Origin of the sequence: Aeromonas sp. SG16 (genome assembly GCF_024436135.1) — a bacterium.
Taxonomy (GTDB): domain Bacteria; phylum Pseudomonadota; class Gammaproteobacteria; order Enterobacterales; family Aeromonadaceae; genus Aeromonas; species Aeromonas jandaei.
In genome coordinates this window covers 69,834-87,825 of sequence record NZ_JANFNW010000009.1, presented here as the reverse complement: position 1 = coordinate 87,825, position 17,992 = coordinate 69,834, and the positions used below count along the sequence as shown (strand labels likewise).

At 60.4% G+C, this 17,992-nt stretch carries 16 protein-coding genes; 8 read left to right on the top strand and 8 right to left on the bottom strand.

The features are described from left to right. Nucleotides 1–176 precede the first annotated feature (176 nt). The 8 genes from NOM67_RS17925 (at nucleotide 177) to NOM67_RS17890 (ending at nucleotide 7,665) form a co-directional block, all read left to right on the top strand. Entirely contained in the window at nucleotides 177–1,493 is a 1,317-nt protein-coding gene (locus tag NOM67_RS17925) for an MFS transporter (RefSeq protein ID WP_156854015.1), read from the top strand. Between the two features lie 139 nt (nucleotides 1,494–1,632). After that, nucleotides 1,633–2,349, top strand: coding sequence for a MarC family NAAT transporter (locus NOM67_RS17920; protein ID WP_156854014.1), 717 nt, complete (start codon nucleotides 1,633–1,635; stop codon nucleotides 2,347–2,349). Nucleotides 2,350–2,512: 163 nt separating this feature from the next. After that, on the top strand, nucleotides 2,513–2,716 hold the full coding sequence (locus NOM67_RS17915) for a hypothetical protein (protein WP_033112613.1): 204 nt from the start codon (nucleotides 2,513–2,515) through the stop codon (nucleotides 2,714–2,716). A gap of 182 nt (nucleotides 2,717–2,898) precedes the next feature. After that, complete coding sequence (locus tag NOM67_RS17910; RefSeq protein ID WP_041209699.1) at nucleotides 2,899–3,102, top strand: hypothetical protein; 204 nt, start codon at nucleotides 2,899–2,901, stop codon at nucleotides 3,100–3,102. Nucleotides 3,103–3,365: 263 nt separating this feature from the next. After that, nucleotides 3,366–4,262 carry an N-acetylmuramic acid 6-phosphate etherase gene (murQ, locus tag NOM67_RS17905; protein ID WP_156854013.1) on the top strand — a complete coding sequence of 299 codons (897 nt, stop codon included), beginning with the start codon at nucleotides 3,366–3,368 and terminating at the stop codon, nucleotides 4,260–4,262. Between the two features lie 95 nt (nucleotides 4,263–4,357). Further along, nucleotides 4,358–5,812, top strand: a complete 1,455-nt coding sequence (gene murP, locus NOM67_RS17900) for a PTS N-acetylmuramic acid transporter subunit IIBC (RefSeq protein ID WP_255938996.1) — start codon at nucleotides 4,358–4,360, stop codon at nucleotides 5,810–5,812. Between the two features lie 102 nt (nucleotides 5,813–5,914). Next, on the top strand, nucleotides 5,915–6,988 hold the full coding sequence (locus NOM67_RS17895; protein ID WP_041209638.1) for a porin: 1,074 nt from the start codon (nucleotides 5,915–5,917) through the stop codon (nucleotides 6,986–6,988). 44 nt (nucleotides 6,989–7,032) lie between these two features. Next, nucleotides 7,033–7,665: a DUF2057 family protein gene (locus NOM67_RS17890; protein ID WP_156854093.1), complete on the top strand. Its 633-nt coding sequence runs from the start codon at nucleotides 7,033–7,035 to the stop codon at nucleotides 7,663–7,665. Nucleotides 7,666–7,733: 68 nt separating this feature from the next. Here NOM67_RS17890 and NOM67_RS17885 read toward each other — a convergent pair whose 3' ends face one another. The 8 genes from NOM67_RS17885 to NOM67_RS17850 form a co-directional block, all read right to left on the bottom strand. Next, nucleotides 7,734–8,597, bottom strand: coding sequence for an SIS domain-containing protein (locus NOM67_RS17885; RefSeq protein ID WP_041209636.1), 864 nt, complete (start codon nucleotides 8,595–8,597; stop codon nucleotides 7,734–7,736). A gap of 32 nt (nucleotides 8,598–8,629) precedes the next feature. After that, nucleotides 8,630–10,078 carry a metalloprotease TldD gene (gene tldD, locus NOM67_RS17880; RefSeq protein ID WP_162516844.1) on the bottom strand — a complete coding sequence of 483 codons (1,449 nt, stop codon included), beginning with the start codon at nucleotides 10,076–10,078 and terminating at the stop codon, nucleotides 8,630–8,632. Nucleotides 10,079–10,148: 70 nt separating this feature from the next. Further along, entirely contained in the window at nucleotides 10,149–10,982 is an 834-nt protein-coding gene (locus tag NOM67_RS17875) for a carbon-nitrogen hydrolase family protein (RefSeq protein WP_255938994.1), read from the bottom strand. A 19-nt stretch (nucleotides 10,983–11,001) separates the two neighbouring features. Next, nucleotides 11,002–11,589 (bottom strand): nucleotidyltransferase domain-containing protein, encoded by a 588-nt coding sequence (locus NOM67_RS17870; protein ID WP_156854010.1) that lies wholly within the window; start codon nucleotides 11,587–11,589, stop codon nucleotides 11,002–11,004. Then, entirely contained in the window at nucleotides 11,586–11,918 is a 333-nt protein-coding gene (locus tag NOM67_RS17865; protein ID WP_156854009.1) for a Dabb family protein, read from the bottom strand. The genes NOM67_RS17870 and NOM67_RS17865 overlap by 4 nt, the downstream gene beginning before the upstream one ends. Before the next feature lie 25 nt (nucleotides 11,919–11,943). Continuing rightward, nucleotides 11,944–15,840 (bottom strand): YhdP family protein, encoded by a 3,897-nt coding sequence (locus NOM67_RS17860; protein ID WP_255938993.1) that lies wholly within the window; start codon nucleotides 15,838–15,840, stop codon nucleotides 11,944–11,946. After that, nucleotides 15,841–17,310, bottom strand: coding sequence for a ribonuclease G (rng, locus tag NOM67_RS17855; RefSeq protein WP_005340056.1), 1,470 nt, complete (start codon nucleotides 17,308–17,310; stop codon nucleotides 15,841–15,843). Between the two features lie 93 nt (nucleotides 17,311–17,403). After that, entirely contained in the window at nucleotides 17,404–17,991 is a 588-nt protein-coding gene (locus NOM67_RS17850) for a nucleoside triphosphate pyrophosphatase (protein WP_033112547.1), read from the bottom strand. Between the last annotated feature and the right edge of the window lies 1 nt (nucleotide 17,992).

Sequence of the window (17,992 nt, the reverse complement as noted above, 5' to 3'; positions counted from 1 at the left end):
ATCCTCCGTCGTGGGGCGCTCCGGGTTTCCCAAAAGGCTGCCCCAAAAAGATGCAAGACAGTGTTGCGAATTGCGCGATTTACATGCAAGCGGCGAGCAGCATACTCTCGATCACCTGTATATGCCCCTTGCCCGGGCTCAACAATAACTAAAAAAGCGATGGGAAACATAAGGATATGACGACAGTGACACAACAGTACGATCACGCCCGCCCCCTCAACCGGCAGGACTACAAAACGCTGGGACTGGCCGCCCTCGGCGGTGCGCTGGAGTTTTACGACTTCATCATCTTCGTCTTCTTCGCGGTGGTCATCGGTGAACTATTCTTCCCGGCCGACATTCCGGAGTGGCTGCGCCAGTTCCAGACCTTCGGCATCTTCGCAGCCGGCTATCTGGCTCGTCCGCTCGGCGGCATCATCATGGCCCACTTTGGCGACCTCATCGGTCGCAAGCGGATGTTCACCCTCAGCATCATCATGATGGCGCTGCCCACCCTGCTGATCGGCCTGCTGCCAACCTATGCGGTGCTCGGTATCGCCGCACCGCTGCTGTTGCTGCTGTTGCGGATCCTGCAGGGCGCCGCCATCGGTGGCGAAGTGCCGGGAGCCTGGGTCTTCGTGGCGGAGCACGTGCCTGCCCGCCGGGTCGGTGTCGCCTGCGGCACGCTCACTGCCGGGCTGACGGCCGGCATCCTGCTCGGCTCTCTGGTAGCCACCGCCATCAACCGCGGCATGAGCCCGAGCGATGTGACCGACTGGGGCTGGCGACTCGCTTTCGTCCTCGGCGGCGTGTTCGGCATCGTCGCCATGTACCTGCGCCGCTGGCTGCACGAAACCCCGGTCTTTGCCGAGATGCAGGCCAATAAATCACTGGCCGACGAGCTTCCCCTCAAGACGGTACTGCGCAGCCACAAGAGCAGCGTCGTTGTCTCCATGCTGCTCACCTGGCTGCTCTCCGCCGGGATCGTGGTGGTGATCCTGATGACCCCCACCTACCTGCAGAAGGTCTATGGCATCACCCCGGCCGAGGCGCTGACTGCCAACTCGCTGACCATCGTCGCACTCACCCTTGGCTGCATTCTCTATGGCCGGGTGATCGACCTGCTGGGCAGCGGCCCCACCTTCATGCTGGGCTCCCTGCTGCTGGCTGGCTCCAGCTACGCCTTCTATCACGGGATCGCCTCCGGCATGAGCCAGCTGGTGCCGCTCTATATGCTGGCAGGCTTCGCGGTCGGGATTGTCGGCGCGGTTCCCTACGTGATGGTCAATGCCTTCCCGCCGGTGGTGCGCTTCTCCGGTCTCTCTTTCTCCTACAACGTGGCCTACGCCATCTTTGGCGGACTGACTCCGATGCTGGTCACCCTCTGGATGGCAAGCGATGTGCTGGCCCCCTCCCACTACGTGGTAAGCCTGTCGGCACTGGGTTTTGTCATCGGCTGCTGGCTCTGGCTGCAGCAGCGCAACCGGCCACAGCAAGCGCCGCAAGCGGCCTGACCCGAACAACAAAGCCCCGGCAGATGCCGGGGCTTTGTTGTACTGCTTATGTTCAGTTTGGCCAACATAAGATAGCCTCCCTCTGGGGCATGCCACCCGCTCGCCCCCATGACTTTCAACTCTTTATCCGAGGCTCAAGATGTTCTTTCAGGTCGTATTACTCACCTTGCTGGCGCTGCTGCCCATGGTCAACCCGCCCACCACGGCCACCCTGCTGCTGGGGCTGAGCAAGGGGATGTCGCGCGAGCATGTGCGCCGCCAGGTCAATCTGGCTGCCATCTATCTCTTCTGCACCCTCTGCATCACCTTCTTCATCGGCTCCTCGATCCTGGATCTGTTCGGGATCTCCATCCCGGGGCTGCGCCTGGCGGGCGGCCTCATCATCGGCTTTATCGGTTTTCGCATGCTGTTCCCCGCCCCCAGCCAGTCCAGCGGGGTGGAGATCAACCAGAGCATCGCCTTCGTTCCGCTCACCATGCCCAGCATGTGTGGCCCGGGTACCATGGCACTGGTGATCAGCGGCGCAGCCCAGATTGCCGAGCTGCCGGCCGAGTACGAGCGTCTATACATCTATGGCGGTGTGGTAACGGCATTTGCCCTGATGAGCCTGATCAGCTGGGGCGTGCTCAAACTGGCCGACCCGGTCTGCAAGATCCTCGGCGCCACCGGCATCGATGCCATGACCCGCATCATGGGCTTCCTGCTGGTCTGCATGGGTATGCAGTTCTGCATCAACGGCATCAAGGAAGTTGCGCAGGATCCGGTATTCCATGGTGCACCTGCGGTTCAAACAACTCCCAATTTGCCGCAGATGGACGGCCATTTTGATCAACTGCCGAAGCCGCACCAGCAGTGATTGAAAACGGTATCAAAAAGTCCCTGACTATCTGCACTGATCTTGTTCCTGATCATGTTATTGACACATGAATGAGTTAGTTTGTTTTTCATACAGACTGTATTCAGATGGACGCTGATAGGTTTGTTGATGAATACCCACTCAACTTCAGGAGAGTATGCAGATGGATAAGATGCTGACCGAAATAGGGAGCCATAGCCTGTTTCATGAGTACCTGAACGTGGTTGGGGTCACAAGCCCATCCCTCGCCAAGATCGAGCAACGTTGGGAATACAAGGAGCAGGAACAACTGGTGGCCAAGATCCAGATCGACAAGCAGGGCAACGCCCGCTACTTCATCGACGCCCGCGCAATATCAGTCAACTGATACTCTGTATCCTTATCAGCCCCGGCCCACTGACCGGGGCTTTTTGTTGTCTGCGATCCCGCACTCGCTGACCCGCATTATCTCTGCTGTCTCCAGAAATTCTGTTTGTTTTTTGTACACTCCTCATTCAGCTCGACATGGCTATCTTGTATCTGCCCCCCTTGTTCCAGCAGAGTGCCCATATGACCAAGATGCTGACCGAAATCGGCAGTCATAGCCTGTTTCACGAGTACCTGAATGTGCTCGGCATAGCCAATCCAGCTCTTGCCAACATAGAACAACTGTGGGAACACAGGCAGCAAGAGAGGCTGCTCGCCAAAATCCAGATCGACAAACAGGGCAAAGCCCGTTACTTCATCGACGCCCGCGCCATCTCGGTCAATTAACACCGATGATTCTGCAAGCCCCAGCCTACTGACCGGGGCTTTTTGTTGCATGCCCATCAAGCAGGCTAGCCAATCCCCCCTTTCACCCCCTCTTCTCTCCATGCTCCTCTGATAGAATTTTATTTCCTTTAAAAACACAATTACTGGAATAATTAATTATGCGATATCGATCTCATAATAAAAATCAAAAATCGAGCATGATGGCCCGCATCGAGAAGGATGATTTACGCCGGGAATGGCGACGACCTGAAGTAGAGGAAGCGATGACCATTGACCTATCAAGCATGATTACCGAAACCCGCAATCCAGCCAGCATCGAGATCGATCAGCTCCCGACGCTGGATATGCTGCGGATTATCAATCAAGAAGATCAACACGTTGCAGTGGCTGTAGGCCAACTGCTGCCCGAGATCGCCAAGGCAGTCGATGCTATTGCAGCCGCATTTGGCAAAGGCGGCCGCCTGATCTACATCGGGGCAGGCACCTCCGGTCGCCTCGGCATCCTGGACGCCAGTGAATGCCCGCCCACCTACGGGGTCTCTGCCGAGCTGGTCATCGGCCTGATTGCCGGGGGCCACAAGGCCATACTGCAGGCGGTGGAGAATGCCGAAGATGATGCAGAACTCGGTGCCAACGATCTTAAAAACATCCACTTCAGTGCCCACGACGTGCTGGTGGGTATCGCAGCCAGCGGGCGAACCCCCTATGTGCTGGGTGCAATGCAGTACGCCAAGAGCCAGGGTGCGACCGTGTGCAGTATCAGCTGCAATCCGGGCAGCCCGCTCGCGAAAGCGGCCGACATCAGCATGGTCGCCGTGGTCGGCCCCGAGATAGTGACCGGCTCCTCCCGCATGAAAGCAGGCACAGCCCAAAAACTGATCCTCAATATGCTCTCGACCGGTGCCATGATCCGCACCGGCAAGGTCTACGGCAATCTGATGGTGGATGTGGAGGCGACCAACGCCAAGCTGGTGGAGCGCCAGAAGCGCATCGTCATGGAAGCAACCGAATGTGATCGTGACACGGCCGAGCAGGCTCTTGCCGCCGCAGATAACCATTGCAAGACCGCCATTGTGATGATCCTGGCCAATATCTCCTCCAACGAAGCACGCGAGCGACTGCAGAGCAGTGGCGGCTTTATCAGCAAATGTACAGATTGATCGGCCGACCGCACATTGGCCGAGCCAGCAATAACAACACGATAACAACATAAGCGGGGCATCCGCCCCCTCACATCAGACTGACTGGGTTCTTTATGGCAAAAATAACTGACACCATGATTGGCCAGATCATCCAGGCCATCGGCGGCCGGGATAACATCACCAACTGTGGCCACTGCATGACCCGCTTGCGGCTGAGCCTGGCGGACAGCCTGCATGCCGACCGCGATACTATCAAACGGATCGCAGGGGTGATGGGGGTGATTGAAAGCGACAACCAGTTCCAGATAGTGCTTGGCCCCGGCAAGGCCCAGACTGCCTGTGAAATGATGAATGGCATGCTGAATGCAGACGCAGGAACACTGACAGCACCTCGCCCGCAATCAACAGATCTTGGTGACATCGCCGCCGCCAACAAGCAGGCGCTGAAGCAGAAGCAGAGCAGTGCGGCGCATCGCTTCCTGGCCAAGTTTGCCACCATTTTCACTCCGCTGATCCCCGGTTTTATCGCTGCGGGTCTGCTGCTCGGCTGCGCCACACTGATCGAGCAAACCCTGCTGCTGGAAGGGCAGCAGACAGGAGGCATGCTGGCCGAATTTGTTGGCTACATGAAGCTCTTCAGCAAGGGATTGTTCAGCTTCCTCAGCATCCTGATCGGCTACAACGCCCAAAAGGCGTTTGGCGGGTCCGGGGTCAACGGCGCCATCATCGCCTCTCTGTTCGTCATGGGTTATGACCCCCAGGCCAGCAGCGGAATCTATTCCGGTATCACCGACTTCTTCGGCCATCAGATCGATCCCCGCGGCAACATCATCGGCGTGCTGATCGCATGCATCATAGGCTCCTCGGTTGAGCGCCAGGTTCGCCGCTACATACCGGACAGTCTGGATATGATCCTCACCTCCTGCATCACCCTGCTACTCATGGGGGCTGTCACCTTTGTCCTGATCATGCCCCTCGGCGTACAGCTCTATAACGGCATGTCCTGGCTCTTTATCCACCTCAATGGCAATCCGTTCGGCACCGCTATTCTGGCCGGACTGTTCCTTATCTCGGTGATGTTCGGTATCCATCAGGGGTTCGTGCCCGTTTACTTTGCGCTGATGGATGCTCAGGGCTTCAACTCCCTGTTCCCCATCCTAGCACTGGCTGGCGCCGGGCAGGTCGGCGCAGCACTGGCGCTCTACAGCCGGGCAGGCAAAGATTCTCTGCTGCGCACTCAGGTGAAAGGCACCATCATCCCAGGCATTCTCGGGGTCGGTGAGCCGCTGATCTACGGCGTCACCCTGCCGCGGGTCAAACCCTTCATCACGGCCTGCTGCGGTGGTTCGCTGGGCGGCTTCGTGGTTGGCCTGATCTCCTGGATGGGTCTGCCGGTCGGCCTCAACACCGTCTTTGGCCCATCCGGTATCGTCGCCCTGCCGCTGATGACCTCCGCCCAGGGGATCTTCCCCGGCATGATAGTCTATGTGGTCGGCCTCACCGTCGCCTACCTCGGCGGCTACCTCTTCACCCTGATGTTCGGCTGCAAGAACGTCGATCTGAGTTAATCACTCCTCCGGATTTCTAGCCAAGGTCTGGCCCCGAGCAATCGGGGTCATGGCCAAACTCATCCCGGCTCTGGCACAGAGCCCGTACAGGAACGATAAAAAATGAAAAAATCCATGCTTGCTCTGATTTTTCCCGCACTGCTCGGCACAGGTTCTGCTCATGCGGCCGTCATCTATCAGGCTGACGATGGCTCCAACGTCGACCTCTACGGCCGTCTTGGCTTCAATATTTCCGACAAGAAGAGCGGCAATGATCAGGGTGACTTCGATGGCCGTATCGGCTTTACCGCCCGCCAGACCGTCAACGAAGATGTTGCAGTGATCGGCATGGCGCAATATCAGGTTAATGCAGCCGAATACGCCAACAACGTACAGAAGAACAGCAGCGACCTCACCGCTCGTTACGTCTGGGCAGGGATCGACGCTGGCCAGTGGGGCAAGGTGACCGGAGGGCGCGTCTCTTCTGGCCTAATCATGTTCACCGATATTGGCGATGTGTTTGCCGCCTCTGATGTCTCCATGGCTCGTCAGGCCAGCAAGGTGGACTCCACCGCCGTGCAGGTGTTCCGTCAGGATGGCACCCTGCAGTACCAGAACACCCTCGGCAATCTGGATCTCTCGCTCGCCTACATTCTTGGTAACGGTACCTCGGATCTTGATTACGGATACAACGGAGCCCTGCGCTACACCTTCGATCTGGGCAATGCAGGCAAACTGGCTCCAGTCGTGGCGTATCAGCAGACCAAAGCCGCCCAGAGCAGTGGCAGCAAGGTCGATCCCAATGCCGATGAGTATCGCTTCGCCGGGATCGGTACCCGCTACTATCTCGGCCCTCTGATGTTTGGTGCCCTCTATAGCAAGGATCAGGTGACCTATCGCGATGGCCGTGCCGACAGTGAAGACAAGGTGTGGGAACTGACCGCGGTGTATGACATCAACCAGAAGTGGGCGGCCCGCGCAGGCTACCGTCACCTCGTCAACGAGGGTGGCGACCAGATGGCACTGCGCGATACTACGCTGGAGCTGCAATACAAGCTCACCCCGCGATCTTCCCTCTACAGCGCCTATGTGATCCGCAATGGTGAAGATGGTCTGGCTGGTAGCACCATCACCAGCTTTGGTGGCAGCAGCAACAGCGAGAGCTTCTATCATCTCGGCCTGCGCTACGAATTCTGATCTGGTTGCCGGCCTGCGGGCCGGCTCCTTCATGGAGTCCTATGATGGCACGATCCTCCCTGCTCTCTCCCCTACTATTATCCCCCCTGTTTGCCCTGCTGCTCAGCGTACCGGCCACGGCAGCCCGACTGGAGCTGGCCGATACCCTCACCCTGCTCGCCTCGCCACAGGGCAAACCCTCGGCCTTCACCCGGACCATTGAGCTCCCGGCGGGAGAGTCCCGACTGCTGGTGCGCTTTGACAGCCCAAGTGACCCTCGCTCCACCAACGAGAGCCAGGGACGCGTGACCTCGGCTCCTCTGCTGCTCACCCTTACAGCATCATCACAAGGGACGCTGCAACTGACCACCCCGGTGCTGACCAGCTCCTCGGCTATCCGCCAGTTTGCCGCCAGCCCGGCCCTGCTGCTGAGTGACGACAAGGGCACCTCACAGCCGCTGGCACTACAAGCCCTGCCACGCAGCCAGAATAGTCTGGGCACCGATTACCAGGCCCTGCTGGAAAGCCATACGCCAACAGTAAGCCCGGCCCCCATTTTCGCAACACAGGCCGCAACTACTGCTCATACAGCTTCGGCACTTACGCCGGAGCAGGCGGATGCCACCCTGCGGGAACTCTATCTGGCGGCCGATGCCAAGCGGCGTAAAGCCTTTATCCGCTGGGCCCTTGACCTCTAGCAGACAACAAAAAACCACCTGTTCAGGTGGTTTTTTGTTGTACGGATGATGCAGCGGGAGAGCCGGCCTCACTCCTTGTTGAGTCGGTCGATGGCATCCCGGGTACCATCGATCAGGGCCCAGGCTCGCTCGTCTCTGCGCTGCACCAGGCCAAGGAACAGGATGTCGGTAATGGTGTTCTGGGCGGTACGGGAGGAGATGGAAGAGATACGCAGTTCGTTCTCCTCCGCCACCGTATCCAGCACCATGTCGGCCATCTGGCGCAACTGGGTTTGCCGGAACGAAGTCACGGCAATCAGGGTGGCACCATTGCGCTTGGCCAGCTCGGCCGCCGCCAGCACATCACGGCTGGCGCCAGAATAGGAGATGACCAGCTGCACATCACCCGGCCCCAGGGTCTGGGCGATGGAGATCTGCACATGGCTATCCTGGGCAAACAGGGTAGTTACGCCGATCTTGAGCAACTTGTACCAGAGATCCTTGGCGGTCAGTGCCGAACCGCCAATCCCCACCAGCTGTACTCGCCCGGCGCCATCTATGGTGTCGAGTACCTGCTTCAGCAGAGCACTGTCGAGAGCCTGAGTGGTCTCGATAATAGAATTTATCTTCTCCTGCGCCAGCTTCTTGGCCATGGTCTCCAGATCATCGTCTCGCCCGATGCCATTGTAGAGATCACCGACAGTGTCGGTCTTGATGGCATGCTTGCGCCCCAGATCCTCGCTGACCGCCAGCTTGAAGGCGGTGAAGCCCTTGAACCCGATCTTCTGGGTGAACTTCACTATGCTCGACTGGCTCACCTCCGCCTGCTGGGCCAGCTCCTGAGAGGAGAAGTGGGTCACCTGTTCCGGACAGGAGAGGATGTAATCGGCAATCTTGAGCTCGCTGGGGGAGAGCTGGCTCCTGATATTGGATATTTTCGACAGGGTAAGCATGGTTTCTCTCTGTTCTTGTTCTGCGTCGAGGCTTACTGGGTGCCACCCACGGTGAGCTGATCCAGTTTAAGGGTGGGCTGGCCGACACCGACCGGCACGCTCTGCCCCTCTTTTCCGCAGATACCGACTCCGCGATCCAGCGCAAGATCGCTACCCACCATGGAGACCTGGCTCATCGCCTCGGGGCCGTTGCCGATCAGGGTCGCGCCCTTGATGGGGGCGGTGATCTTGCCATCCTCGATGAGGTAGGCCTCGGAGGCGGAGAAGACAAACTTGCCGGAGGTGATATCCACCTGACCGCCGCCGAAGTTGGGGGCATAGATGCCCTTCTTCACCGAGGCGATGATCTCGGCCGGATCGTACTGACCCGCCAGCATGTAGGTGTTGGTCATGCGCGGCATCGGCATGGCAGCATAGGATTCGCGGCGACCGTTGCCGGTGAGCGGCACGCCCATCAGACGGGCATTCTGCTTGTCCTGCAGGTAACCCTTGAGGATGCCATTCTCGATCAGCACGTTGTAGCCACCCGGCGTCCCCTCGTCATCGATGGAGACGGAGCCACGCCGACCCGGCAGGGTGCCGTCATCGACGATGGTGCAGTGCTTGGAGGCCACCTGTTCGCCGATGCGGCCAGCAAACGCGGAAGAGCCCTTGCGGTTGAAGTCCCCCTCCAGACCGTGACCCACTGCCTCGTGCAGCAGCACGCCGGGCCAGCCGGCGCCGAGCACCACCGGCATGGTACCGGCCGGTGCATCGATGGCGTCGAGGTTGACCAGCGCCTGGCGCACCGCTTCGCGCACATAGCCAAAGGCGCGGCTCTCCAGCCCGTCCAGCTCGAGGAACCAGTCGTAACCAAAGCGGCCACCACCACCGGCACTGCCGCGCTCGCGACGATCGCCCTTCTCGGCAATGACGGTCACCGACAGCCGCACCAGCGGGCGAATATCAGCAGCCAGAGTACCGTCGGTCGCAGCCACCAGCACCTCTTCATAGACGCCGCTGATGGAGGCCATCACCTGATTGATGGCGGGATCCAGACTTCTGGCGAACTTGTCCATCTGCTCCAGCAGGGCGATCTTCTGGTGCTTGTCGAGGGTCTGCAGCGGATCCATAGCCGGATAGAGCAGGTTCGCTTCGGTGCGCGCCCACGCCTTCACCTTGCCGTGAGCACCGGCAGCGGCGATGCCGCGGGCGGCAGTCACCGACTGTTGCAGCGCCAGCAGGCTCAGTTCGTCCGAGTAGGCAAAGCCGGTCTTCTCGCCGCTGACGGCGCGCACCCCGACCCCCTGATCGATGTTGTAGCTGCCATCCTTGACGATGCCATCTTCCAGCATCCAGGACTCGTGCCAGCTGCGCTGGAAATAGAGGTCACCGAACTCCACCTGATGGCTCATCAGGCTGCCGAGCAGCTGCTGCAAGCGCCCTTCGTCGAGGTCGTTGGGGGCCAACAGGGAGGCACTAACCTGGCTCAATAGACTCAATCTTCTTCTCCACTCTCGTAACGAGATGTTTTAAATCGTCTTGCCGACGGGTTGGCAACAAGCCACGCCATCACAACAAACGGGCATGGGTCAGCACTGGCATGGTGCGATGCAATTCGTCGATAAATCCGGGCTCCATCTGCGCCAATACGGTGCCACGCCCGGACTCTTTGCTGGCCAGCACCCGGCCCCAGGGATCGATCACCATGCTGTGGCCCCAGGTCTGGCGCCCCGTCTCGTGGGTACCGCCCTGATTGGCTGCAACAACGTAGCACTGGTTTTCGATGGCACGGGCCCGCAGCAGCGGCTCCCAGTGCGCCTCGCCGGTCACGGCGGTAAAGGCGGCAGGCACCAGCAGCACGCGGGCACCGGCTCGGGCCAGCTGGCGGTATAGCTCGGGAAAGCGCAGATCATAACAGATCGAGAGGCCAAGGGGACCAAAGGGGGAGTCCACCACCACAGGCCACTCGCCGGGGCTGAATGTCTCCGACTCACGGTAGCGACCGTGATTGTCCGCCACATCCACATCGAACAGGTGGATCTTGTGGTAGTGGCCCCTGAGCTCACCGCTTGGATCAAACACCAGCGAGCTGGTGTGGATATGGTCGGAACCGGCGATGGTGGTCGGCATGGCTCCGGCTATCAGCCAGATGCCGTACTCTCGCGCCCATTCCGTCAGTTGTTGCTGGATGGGCGCGGCTCCGCCCAGATCGGGGCTGGGGTCGGGGCCGATTGCCTCGGCGCCATCCAGATAGCCCTGCCGTTCGCCAAAGAGGGCAAAGTTCTCCGGCAACAGCACCAGCAGCGGCCGCTCTTGGGGCAAGGCGGCCAGCTCGGCGGCGATCTGCTCCCGGTTATCCTGCCAGTGACGGCCAGATACCAGCTGTATTGCGGCTAACCACATGACTCTCTCCTTGTCCGCGTTAATCGCGATCCACAATATTCGGGTCTTTATCCATCTCGGCCAGCAGCTTGCGAAGATGATGCCTGACCAAGCCACGCTGGCCCCGTTCTGCCCATTTGAGGCAATCGAACAACTCCCACACCAACCCATCCCCTTCGGCCATATAGGCAGGAAAGTCCCAATGGCTTGGGGCGGGGCCTGCTACCTCAAGCGCACCAAGGGAGGAGGTTTTATCGAACAGTGGCAAGTAAGGTTTGGCAAGGGGGAACTCAGCCCCCCGATCAAGGATATGGATCTCGATGCTGGACATGTCGAGGAAGATGAACCGCCAGTATGAACAGACCTCTTCATGCCTTCCTTGCCAGCAGTGAAAGACTGCCCGTTCACCCACAATGGAGCGTACAAGAGTCTCCCCCTGTTTATGAAAGCCAGGCTCGGCCAGCAACAAGAGATCGACATCGGACACCCGGTCTGCTTTGCCCTTTGCAAGCGACCCGACCACAACCCCGGCATCAATCGCAGGATGGGCTTTGCCATGTTCCACGACGGCCTGCAACAACGCGAATTGAAGCGGTGGAATCTTGCCCCGGCGCTCATCCTCCATCATGACGGAACCCCGAGAGCAACCGCATCCCCGGGTTGCAGGGTGTAATCCAGCACTATGATGCGCTCCAGCACCGGACGGAAGATGGCCTTGAGGGCATCGTGATCTGGGTGGGGCAGATAGCGCTGGCGGGCAGCCTCGTCGGTAAAGGTCATCAGCACGCTATGGGTAAACCCCTCGGCCCGCCCCTCCGGGCTGTCATCACGGCCCCACTCGACGGCGGTCACACCGCTGACCTGATGGGGAATGGCCAGAAAGGCGGCTCGCACAGTCTCAATCTGGTCAGGCAAGGTGCCTTGTTTGAAGGCGATCAGCAGGATATGTCGGATCATGGCTCACTCCTTGTGATGGTGCAGGTCAGGGCTGGTTCGGGCTACCCGGTTGCGGATTCAGCAGAAAGGGAGTGCTCTTGGCCGCAGGCAACTTGGGCGCCACGGCATCGACTGCCTCTTTCTGCTGCTGGTTGAGCTTGATGCGAGCGCGATCCCGGCCAGCTTCGATCAGCTTGGGATCGTCGAGCGGGCCCGAGATGCGAAAATCGATGCGGGTCACCACATCCACCACCGGCTCCAGCAGCTTGGAGAGGGCCAGCACATAAAGACCGGTCACCGGCGTGATGGAGAAAGCGGCCACGACCGGCAGGGTGCCCCCCAGATTGGGGGAGAAGCTCAGCTCGTAATCGAGCCGCCAGCGCACCAGATCGGCAATCCCCTCGCCACGCAGATTGCCGGCGGCCCCTTTCATAAAGAAGTCCTGATTATCCACCACCCCCTGCTTGATCTTGGCAGAGGCAGACATGGATTCGAAGTAGAAGCCCTTGTCGAACACATCGCGAAAATCGAGGCGCAACTTGCGCAGCAGGGAATCGAGGCTAAGCAGGGAGAGCAGCCGTGCCCCCTTGTCGTTCACCTCGCGCAGGGTGCCGCCTTCCAGCTGATAGTTGGCACTGCCCCCCAGCGTTGGCAGGTTCGGGCGGTAGGGCACATCCTGCCAGTTGAGATCAAAGGCGAGGGAGCCGGGCGCATCACCGATGGGCGAGGTGTAGCCGAGCCGCTTGAGCAGTAGCTCGCTGTTCTTGCTGGTCAGCTTGCCACGTGCGCGGGTCTCCATCCGGTTGCCATCGGCCAGCCAGTCGACGCTGCCGGTGAGTTGGCTGCCCGCCAGCCGGATATCCAGATCCTTGAGGGTCACCTTGTTGGCGCCCGGCAGCAGCTCGCCTTTCACTTCGCCGAGCGGCAGCTCGCCAAAACGGCAATCGACGCAGCTCACCTTCAACCAGGGGATGGAGGCCATGATGGCGTTATCCTGTTTGGCGTCGGGATCCGGGCTCAACTCTTCGCTCTTGCCGGACCAGTAGATACGGGCAAACTTGGCGTCGACCGGGCGGTTGGCCACCACAGGAATGCGGATCACCCCCATCACATCGGGACTGTCGAGCATCACCTCGGTCGCCTGATTGACCGGCCCCACGGTGAAGTGGGTCGCCTTGATGGTGGCACTGCCGATATTCGCCCGCGCCAGCCGGCCATCCACCCACCACTCCTGCGGCAGGAAAGAGGGGCCAACCACGGCAGTACCGGTCGGCGCATTGCCGGAGGGCAGCCACTGCTTGAGTCGGGCCAACCAGCCGCCGACATCGGCCTCCTGCTGGTTGATGGCGAGCAGCATGGGAACATCGCGCAGTACCCGCGCGCCCGGCTGGCCCACATCGACCCGCACCCGGCTCAGATAGGGCACACCTTCGCCGTAAACCAATCTGGTCTGCATATCCACATCCGCCCCCAGCACGGCGCGAATATCGGCACTGCCGTCCCGGCCACGAGCGATCACGGTGAGCGGCAGGCGGCTGCCACTGCTCTTGGCCAGTGGCGAAGGGAGATCGAGCGCCATCCCCTGCAGAGTGGAGTCGAGGCCCAGCTGGAAGCTGAACGGCTTGTCATCGGGCAAGGTCAGCCCCAGCTTGCCGCCCCAGTTGCTGCGGCCGTTGAGGATGCCGTATGAGGAGATGGCAGCGGGCTGGCGGCGGCTATCCCACTGCCCCTTGAAATCGAGATCGACCTGATAGCGGTCAGGATGCTGACGCCCCTGATAGTTGAGGGTGAGCGGCTGGTTCCACAGGGTCGCCTTGAGGTTGCTGAAGCGGGTCTGCTCGTTGTCATATTCGAGCCGCCCCTGCACCTTCTCCAGCGGCAGATCCAGACTGGCGACCCGTACCTTGTTGTTGTTGAAGGTGGCATCGCCGCTCGCCTTCACCTCGCTCTCGCCGTCGAGGGGGATATCGAGCTTGAGCGCCCCCTTGAGCGGGCCACGCACCTCGATCTCCTCCAGCGCCTGCCCCACCGAACTGCCCAACGGGGAGTCCTGCAGATAGTCGCTGATGGCTTTGCCCTCGCCCTGAACCTGCGCATCCACGTAAAGATGGCCACCCGGTGCGAGATCGGGGATCCAGGCATGCACCGAATCGGAGCTCGCCTTGCCCAGTTTGGTAGAGCGGCTGCGCATATCGAGGCTGGCATTCTGGAACAAGAGATCGATCTGCAGGTCGGTAAGTGGTTGCCAACCGGGGAAGAACTCGTATGTGGCCTGCTCCAGCGGCACCGCGACCTGGAAGATACCCTCACCCTTCTCGTAGGGGAAATCCCTGAACTCGCCATACCAGAGCAGGTCGGCCCCTTTGGCCCTGCCGCCCTTGATGGCACCACTCAGGTAATCAACCAGCTCCTTGTCCATCACCTGCAGCGGGAAGTAGCGATAGGCATGACCCGCATTCTTGACATCGATACGGCCGGTCAGCGCGAGGAAAGGGTGCTCGAACAGATCGAGGCGAAAGCGGCTGGCCAGGGTCAGATCCGGGTTATCCAGCGCGATATCCTGCCCGTAGATCACCCAGCCTTGTGTCTCGCGCCACCAGTCGAGACGGGCCGAGAAATTATCAACCGGGATCGGCTCCTTGAAGTGGCGGGCCGGATCCAGCGTGTCTTTGGCCAGCGCCAGTCTGGCACTGCCTCCCGTTGGGGTCAGCCAGAACTCGCCGTTGAGATCCTGCATCCCGGGTACATCCTGCCACGCCTTGAGGCGCACCTTGCTGAAGCGACCGCTGAGGGAGAGATCCTGCCAATTGGCGTTGGCCAGCAGGGTGAGATCCTGCACCGAGCCCTGCGGATTGGTCTGGCGGAGGGTCTCGCAGAGCGTCGGGTAGAGCGCCGAGACCAGCTGACTCATCTGGGTGATCTTGTCGAACTCTATGCTGGGCAGATAGCCCTGCACCCGATCCCCGATCCGCTCCAGCTGCAAGCGGCTCTGCAACCAGGACTTGCCGTCCAGCTTGAAGGTGACGTTGTGGCTCGCCAGTTGCCAGTCGGTGCCGTCCCGGCGTAGCTGGATCTTACCGCCATCGAGGCCGAAACGGTGCATATCCCCGTTCTTGGGATCCTTCCAGATCAGGTAGTTGGACCCGAATGCCAGCAGGGTATTGCCCAGCTGACCGTTGGCGAAATCGCTCCAGAGCTGAAAGTCGAGCAGGCCGGTGATGGTCGGCTCGCCAGCGTGGATCCGCGCCAGCATGGGGCTGATATCGAGGCGGTTGGCGCCAAGATAGAGCTGCCCCTTGAGGCGATCGAGACGCGCTTCTGGAGCTTCAACATCGAGGATCAGGTCGAGGGTGCTCTCGCCCACCCCGTTGATGAGATAGGCCTTGCCGACCCCCTGATGGCGCTTGCCACGGTTCTGCCAGCGCAGATGGGCGATATCGAGTGCCCGCATGTCGCCGAGCGCAGTAGTGACGCTGAGGCGGGTATCGTGCACATCGAAGGTGGAGAGCTGGGTCAGCAGAAAGCGCAGCAGGGCTCCCTGCTGGGGATCGCCGGAGGGGCTGTCGTCAGCCGGTTGGCTGAAGTCGAGAGTGATATCGCCATCGCTCAGGATCAGCTCGCCAAAGACCGGCTTGAGCTGGTTGAGGGTACGCCAGAAATCGAGATGAACCCAGGCCTTGCCGAGCTTGATGGTATAGCGCCTGGAGTCGGGGGCGACAGCGAGCTGTTGCAGCTCGAGGGCCGGGCCGGACTGTGTCCAGCTCAGCCCAATCTGATCAACGCTGACCTTGATTTGCGAATCGCCGAGCAGAGAGTTGATAAGGCTCTCCCGGTACTGATTCAGCAAAGGGCCTCCGACCCGTACCAGGGTGACCAGCATGGCCAGCAGTACGAACAGAACCCCCAGGGCCAACCAGCCCCGACTCAGCCAGCGATAGACCAATTACATCATCACCACGTCGAACTGCTCCTGACCGCAGAGGGGTTCGCTCACCACCCGCACCTGCTTGCCGATAAACACTTCCAGCTCCGCCAGACTGTGGGACTCCTCGCCATGGAGGTAATCGGCCACCGCAGGCGCGGCGTAGACGGTGAACTGATCCGCATCGTAGGCGCGATTGACCCGGATGATCTCCCGCAGGATCTCGAAGCAGACCGACTCCACCGTCTTGACCCGGCCCCGCCCCTTGCACTCGGGACATTCGGAGCAGAGCACATGCTCCAGACTCTCGCGGGTACGTTTGCGGGTCATCTCCACCAGACCGAGCTGGGAGAAACCGTTGACGTTGGTCTTGGCTCTGTCCTTGGACAACGCCTGCTCCAGACTGTGCAGCACCCGGCGGCGGTGATCCTCGGACTGCATATCGATGAAATCGATGATGATGATGCCGCCAAGATTGCGCAGGCGCAGGTGACGGGCGATGGCCGCCGTCGCCTCGACGTTGGTGTTGAAGATGGTCTCTTCCAGATTGCGATGGCCGACAAAGGCGCCGGTGTTGATATCCACCGTAGTCATGGCTTCGGTCTGGTCGATGATGAGGTAACCGCCGGATTTGAGCTCCACCTTGCGCTCCAGCGCCCGCTGGATCTCGTTCTCCACGTCGTAGAGATCGAAGATGGGCGACTCGCCGGGGTAGTACTCCAGCTTGCTGGCCAGCTCCGGCACGTACTCCTCGGTGAAGCGCTTGAGCTGATCGAAGCTCTGGCGGGAGTCAACGCGGATCTTGTCGAGCTCGGCACCGACGAAGTCGCGCACCACCCGAAACGCCAGACTGGGATCCTCGTAGAGGATCTTGCAGGGGGGATACTTCTGCTTGCGCTCGAGGATCTTGCGCCACAGCCGTTTCAGGAATGCTGCATCCTGCTCCAGCTCCTGCTCCCCCACCCCTTCGGCGGCGGTGCGGATGATGTAGCCGCCCAGCTCATCCACATAACCGGCCACGGTGCGCTTGAGGCGCTCGCGCTCGGCTTCGGACTCGATACGCTGGGAGACGCCGACGTGGGCACTGCCCGGCATAAAGACCAGATAGCGGGATGGCAGGGTGATGTCGGTGGTGAGACGGGCCCCCTTGGTGCCAAGCGGATCTTTCACCACCTGCACCATGATGTCCTGCCCCTGACGCACCAGCTCGGCGATGTTGCCGACCTGAAACTGCTCCTTCTCCTTCACCGCCACACACTCGGTGTGGGGGACGATATCGGAGGCGTGCAAAAAGGCCGCCTTGTCCATGCCGATATCGACAAAGGCCGCCTGCATGCCCGGGAGTACCCGGCTGATCTTGCCTTTGTAGATGTTGCCGACAATGCCGCGCTTGGCCTGACGCTCTACGTGCACTTCCTGCAGCAGACCGTTTTCGACCAGGGCGACCCGGGTTTCGGAGGGGGTAACGTTAACCAGCAGTTCTACCGACATAAGTAACCTTGCCTGTTCCAGTTTTGAATTCTTATACAGCCAATCCGGTACAACGCGCGCAAGGACGAACGCAGCAGCACAGCTGACGGGAAATTACCTGAGCTGTTCCAGATGATGCTTGATCAGCAGATCCGTTTCCAGCAGGGGCAGGCCGACCACGGCGCTGTAGCTCCCCTCGATACGGCTGACGAACTTGCCAGCAATACCCTGAATGCCGTAGGCCCCTGCCTTGTCACAGGGCTCACCGGTCTGCCAGTAGGCCTCGATTTCGGCCTCGTCCAGCTTGCGAAATGCCACGTTGGTGGTGACCAGTCGCACGTCACAACGATCCTTGCTGGCCAGCGCCACCGCCGTCATCACCTGATGTACCTTGCCGGAGAGCGCCTCCAGCATGTCTTTCGCATCGAGCAGATCGGAAGGTTTCTCCAGCACTCTGTCGCCCAGCACCACTATGGTGTCGGCGCCCAGCACCGGCAATGCGTCAGGCGCGATGGCCACACCGGCCATCGCCTTGTCGCGGGCGAGACGGCAGACATAATCCTGCGCCTTTTCGCCCTCTTCCCGTTGCTCGGGCACATCGAGTTTCAGCACCTCGAAACGGTAGCCAAGCTGGGTCAGCAGTTCGCGACGACGGGGAGAACCCGACGCAAGATAGAGTTGCAGTTCGTTGTTTTTGCTCATA

Coding starts and splice junctions, on each gene's coding strand:
- NOM67_RS17925 (WP_156854015.1), top strand. CDS start 177: ATGACGACAGTGACACAACAGTACGATCACGCCCGCCCCCTCAACCGG.
- NOM67_RS17920 (WP_156854014.1), top strand. CDS start 1,633: ATGTTCTTTCAGGTCGTATTACTCACCTTGCTGGCGCTGCTGCCCATG.
- NOM67_RS17915 (WP_033112613.1), top strand. CDS start 2,513: ATGGATAAGATGCTGACCGAAATAGGGAGCCATAGCCTGTTTCATGAG.
- NOM67_RS17910 (WP_041209699.1), top strand. CDS start 2,899: ATGACCAAGATGCTGACCGAAATCGGCAGTCATAGCCTGTTTCACGAG.
- murQ (WP_156854013.1), top strand. CDS start 3,366: ATGACCATTGACCTATCAAGCATGATTACCGAAACCCGCAATCCAGCC.
- murP (WP_255938996.1), top strand. CDS start 4,358: ATGGCAAAAATAACTGACACCATGATTGGCCAGATCATCCAGGCCATC.
- NOM67_RS17895 (WP_041209638.1), top strand. CDS start 5,915: ATGAAAAAATCCATGCTTGCTCTGATTTTTCCCGCACTGCTCGGCACA.
- NOM67_RS17890 (WP_156854093.1), top strand. CDS start 7,033: ATGGCACGATCCTCCCTGCTCTCTCCCCTACTATTATCCCCCCTGTTT.
- NOM67_RS17885 (WP_041209636.1), bottom strand. CDS start 8,597: ATGCTTACCCTGTCGAAAATATCCAATATCAGGAGCCAGCTCTCCCCC.
- NOM67_RS17875 (WP_255938994.1), bottom strand. CDS start 10,982: ATGTGGTTAGCCGCAATACAGCTGGTATCTGGCCGTCACTGGCAGGAT.
- NOM67_RS17870 (WP_156854010.1), bottom strand. CDS start 11,589: ATGATGGAGGATGAGCGCCGGGGCAAGATTCCACCGCTTCAATTCGCG.
- NOM67_RS17865 (WP_156854009.1), bottom strand. CDS start 11,918: ATGATCCGACATATCCTGCTGATCGCCTTCAAACAAGGCACCTTGCCT.
- rng (WP_005340056.1), bottom strand. CDS start 17,310: ATGTCGGTAGAACTGCTGGTTAACGTTACCCCCTCCGAAACCCGGGTC.
- NOM67_RS17850 (WP_033112547.1), bottom strand. CDS start 17,991: ATGAGCAAAAACAACGAACTGCAACTCTATCTTGCGTCGGGTTCTCCC.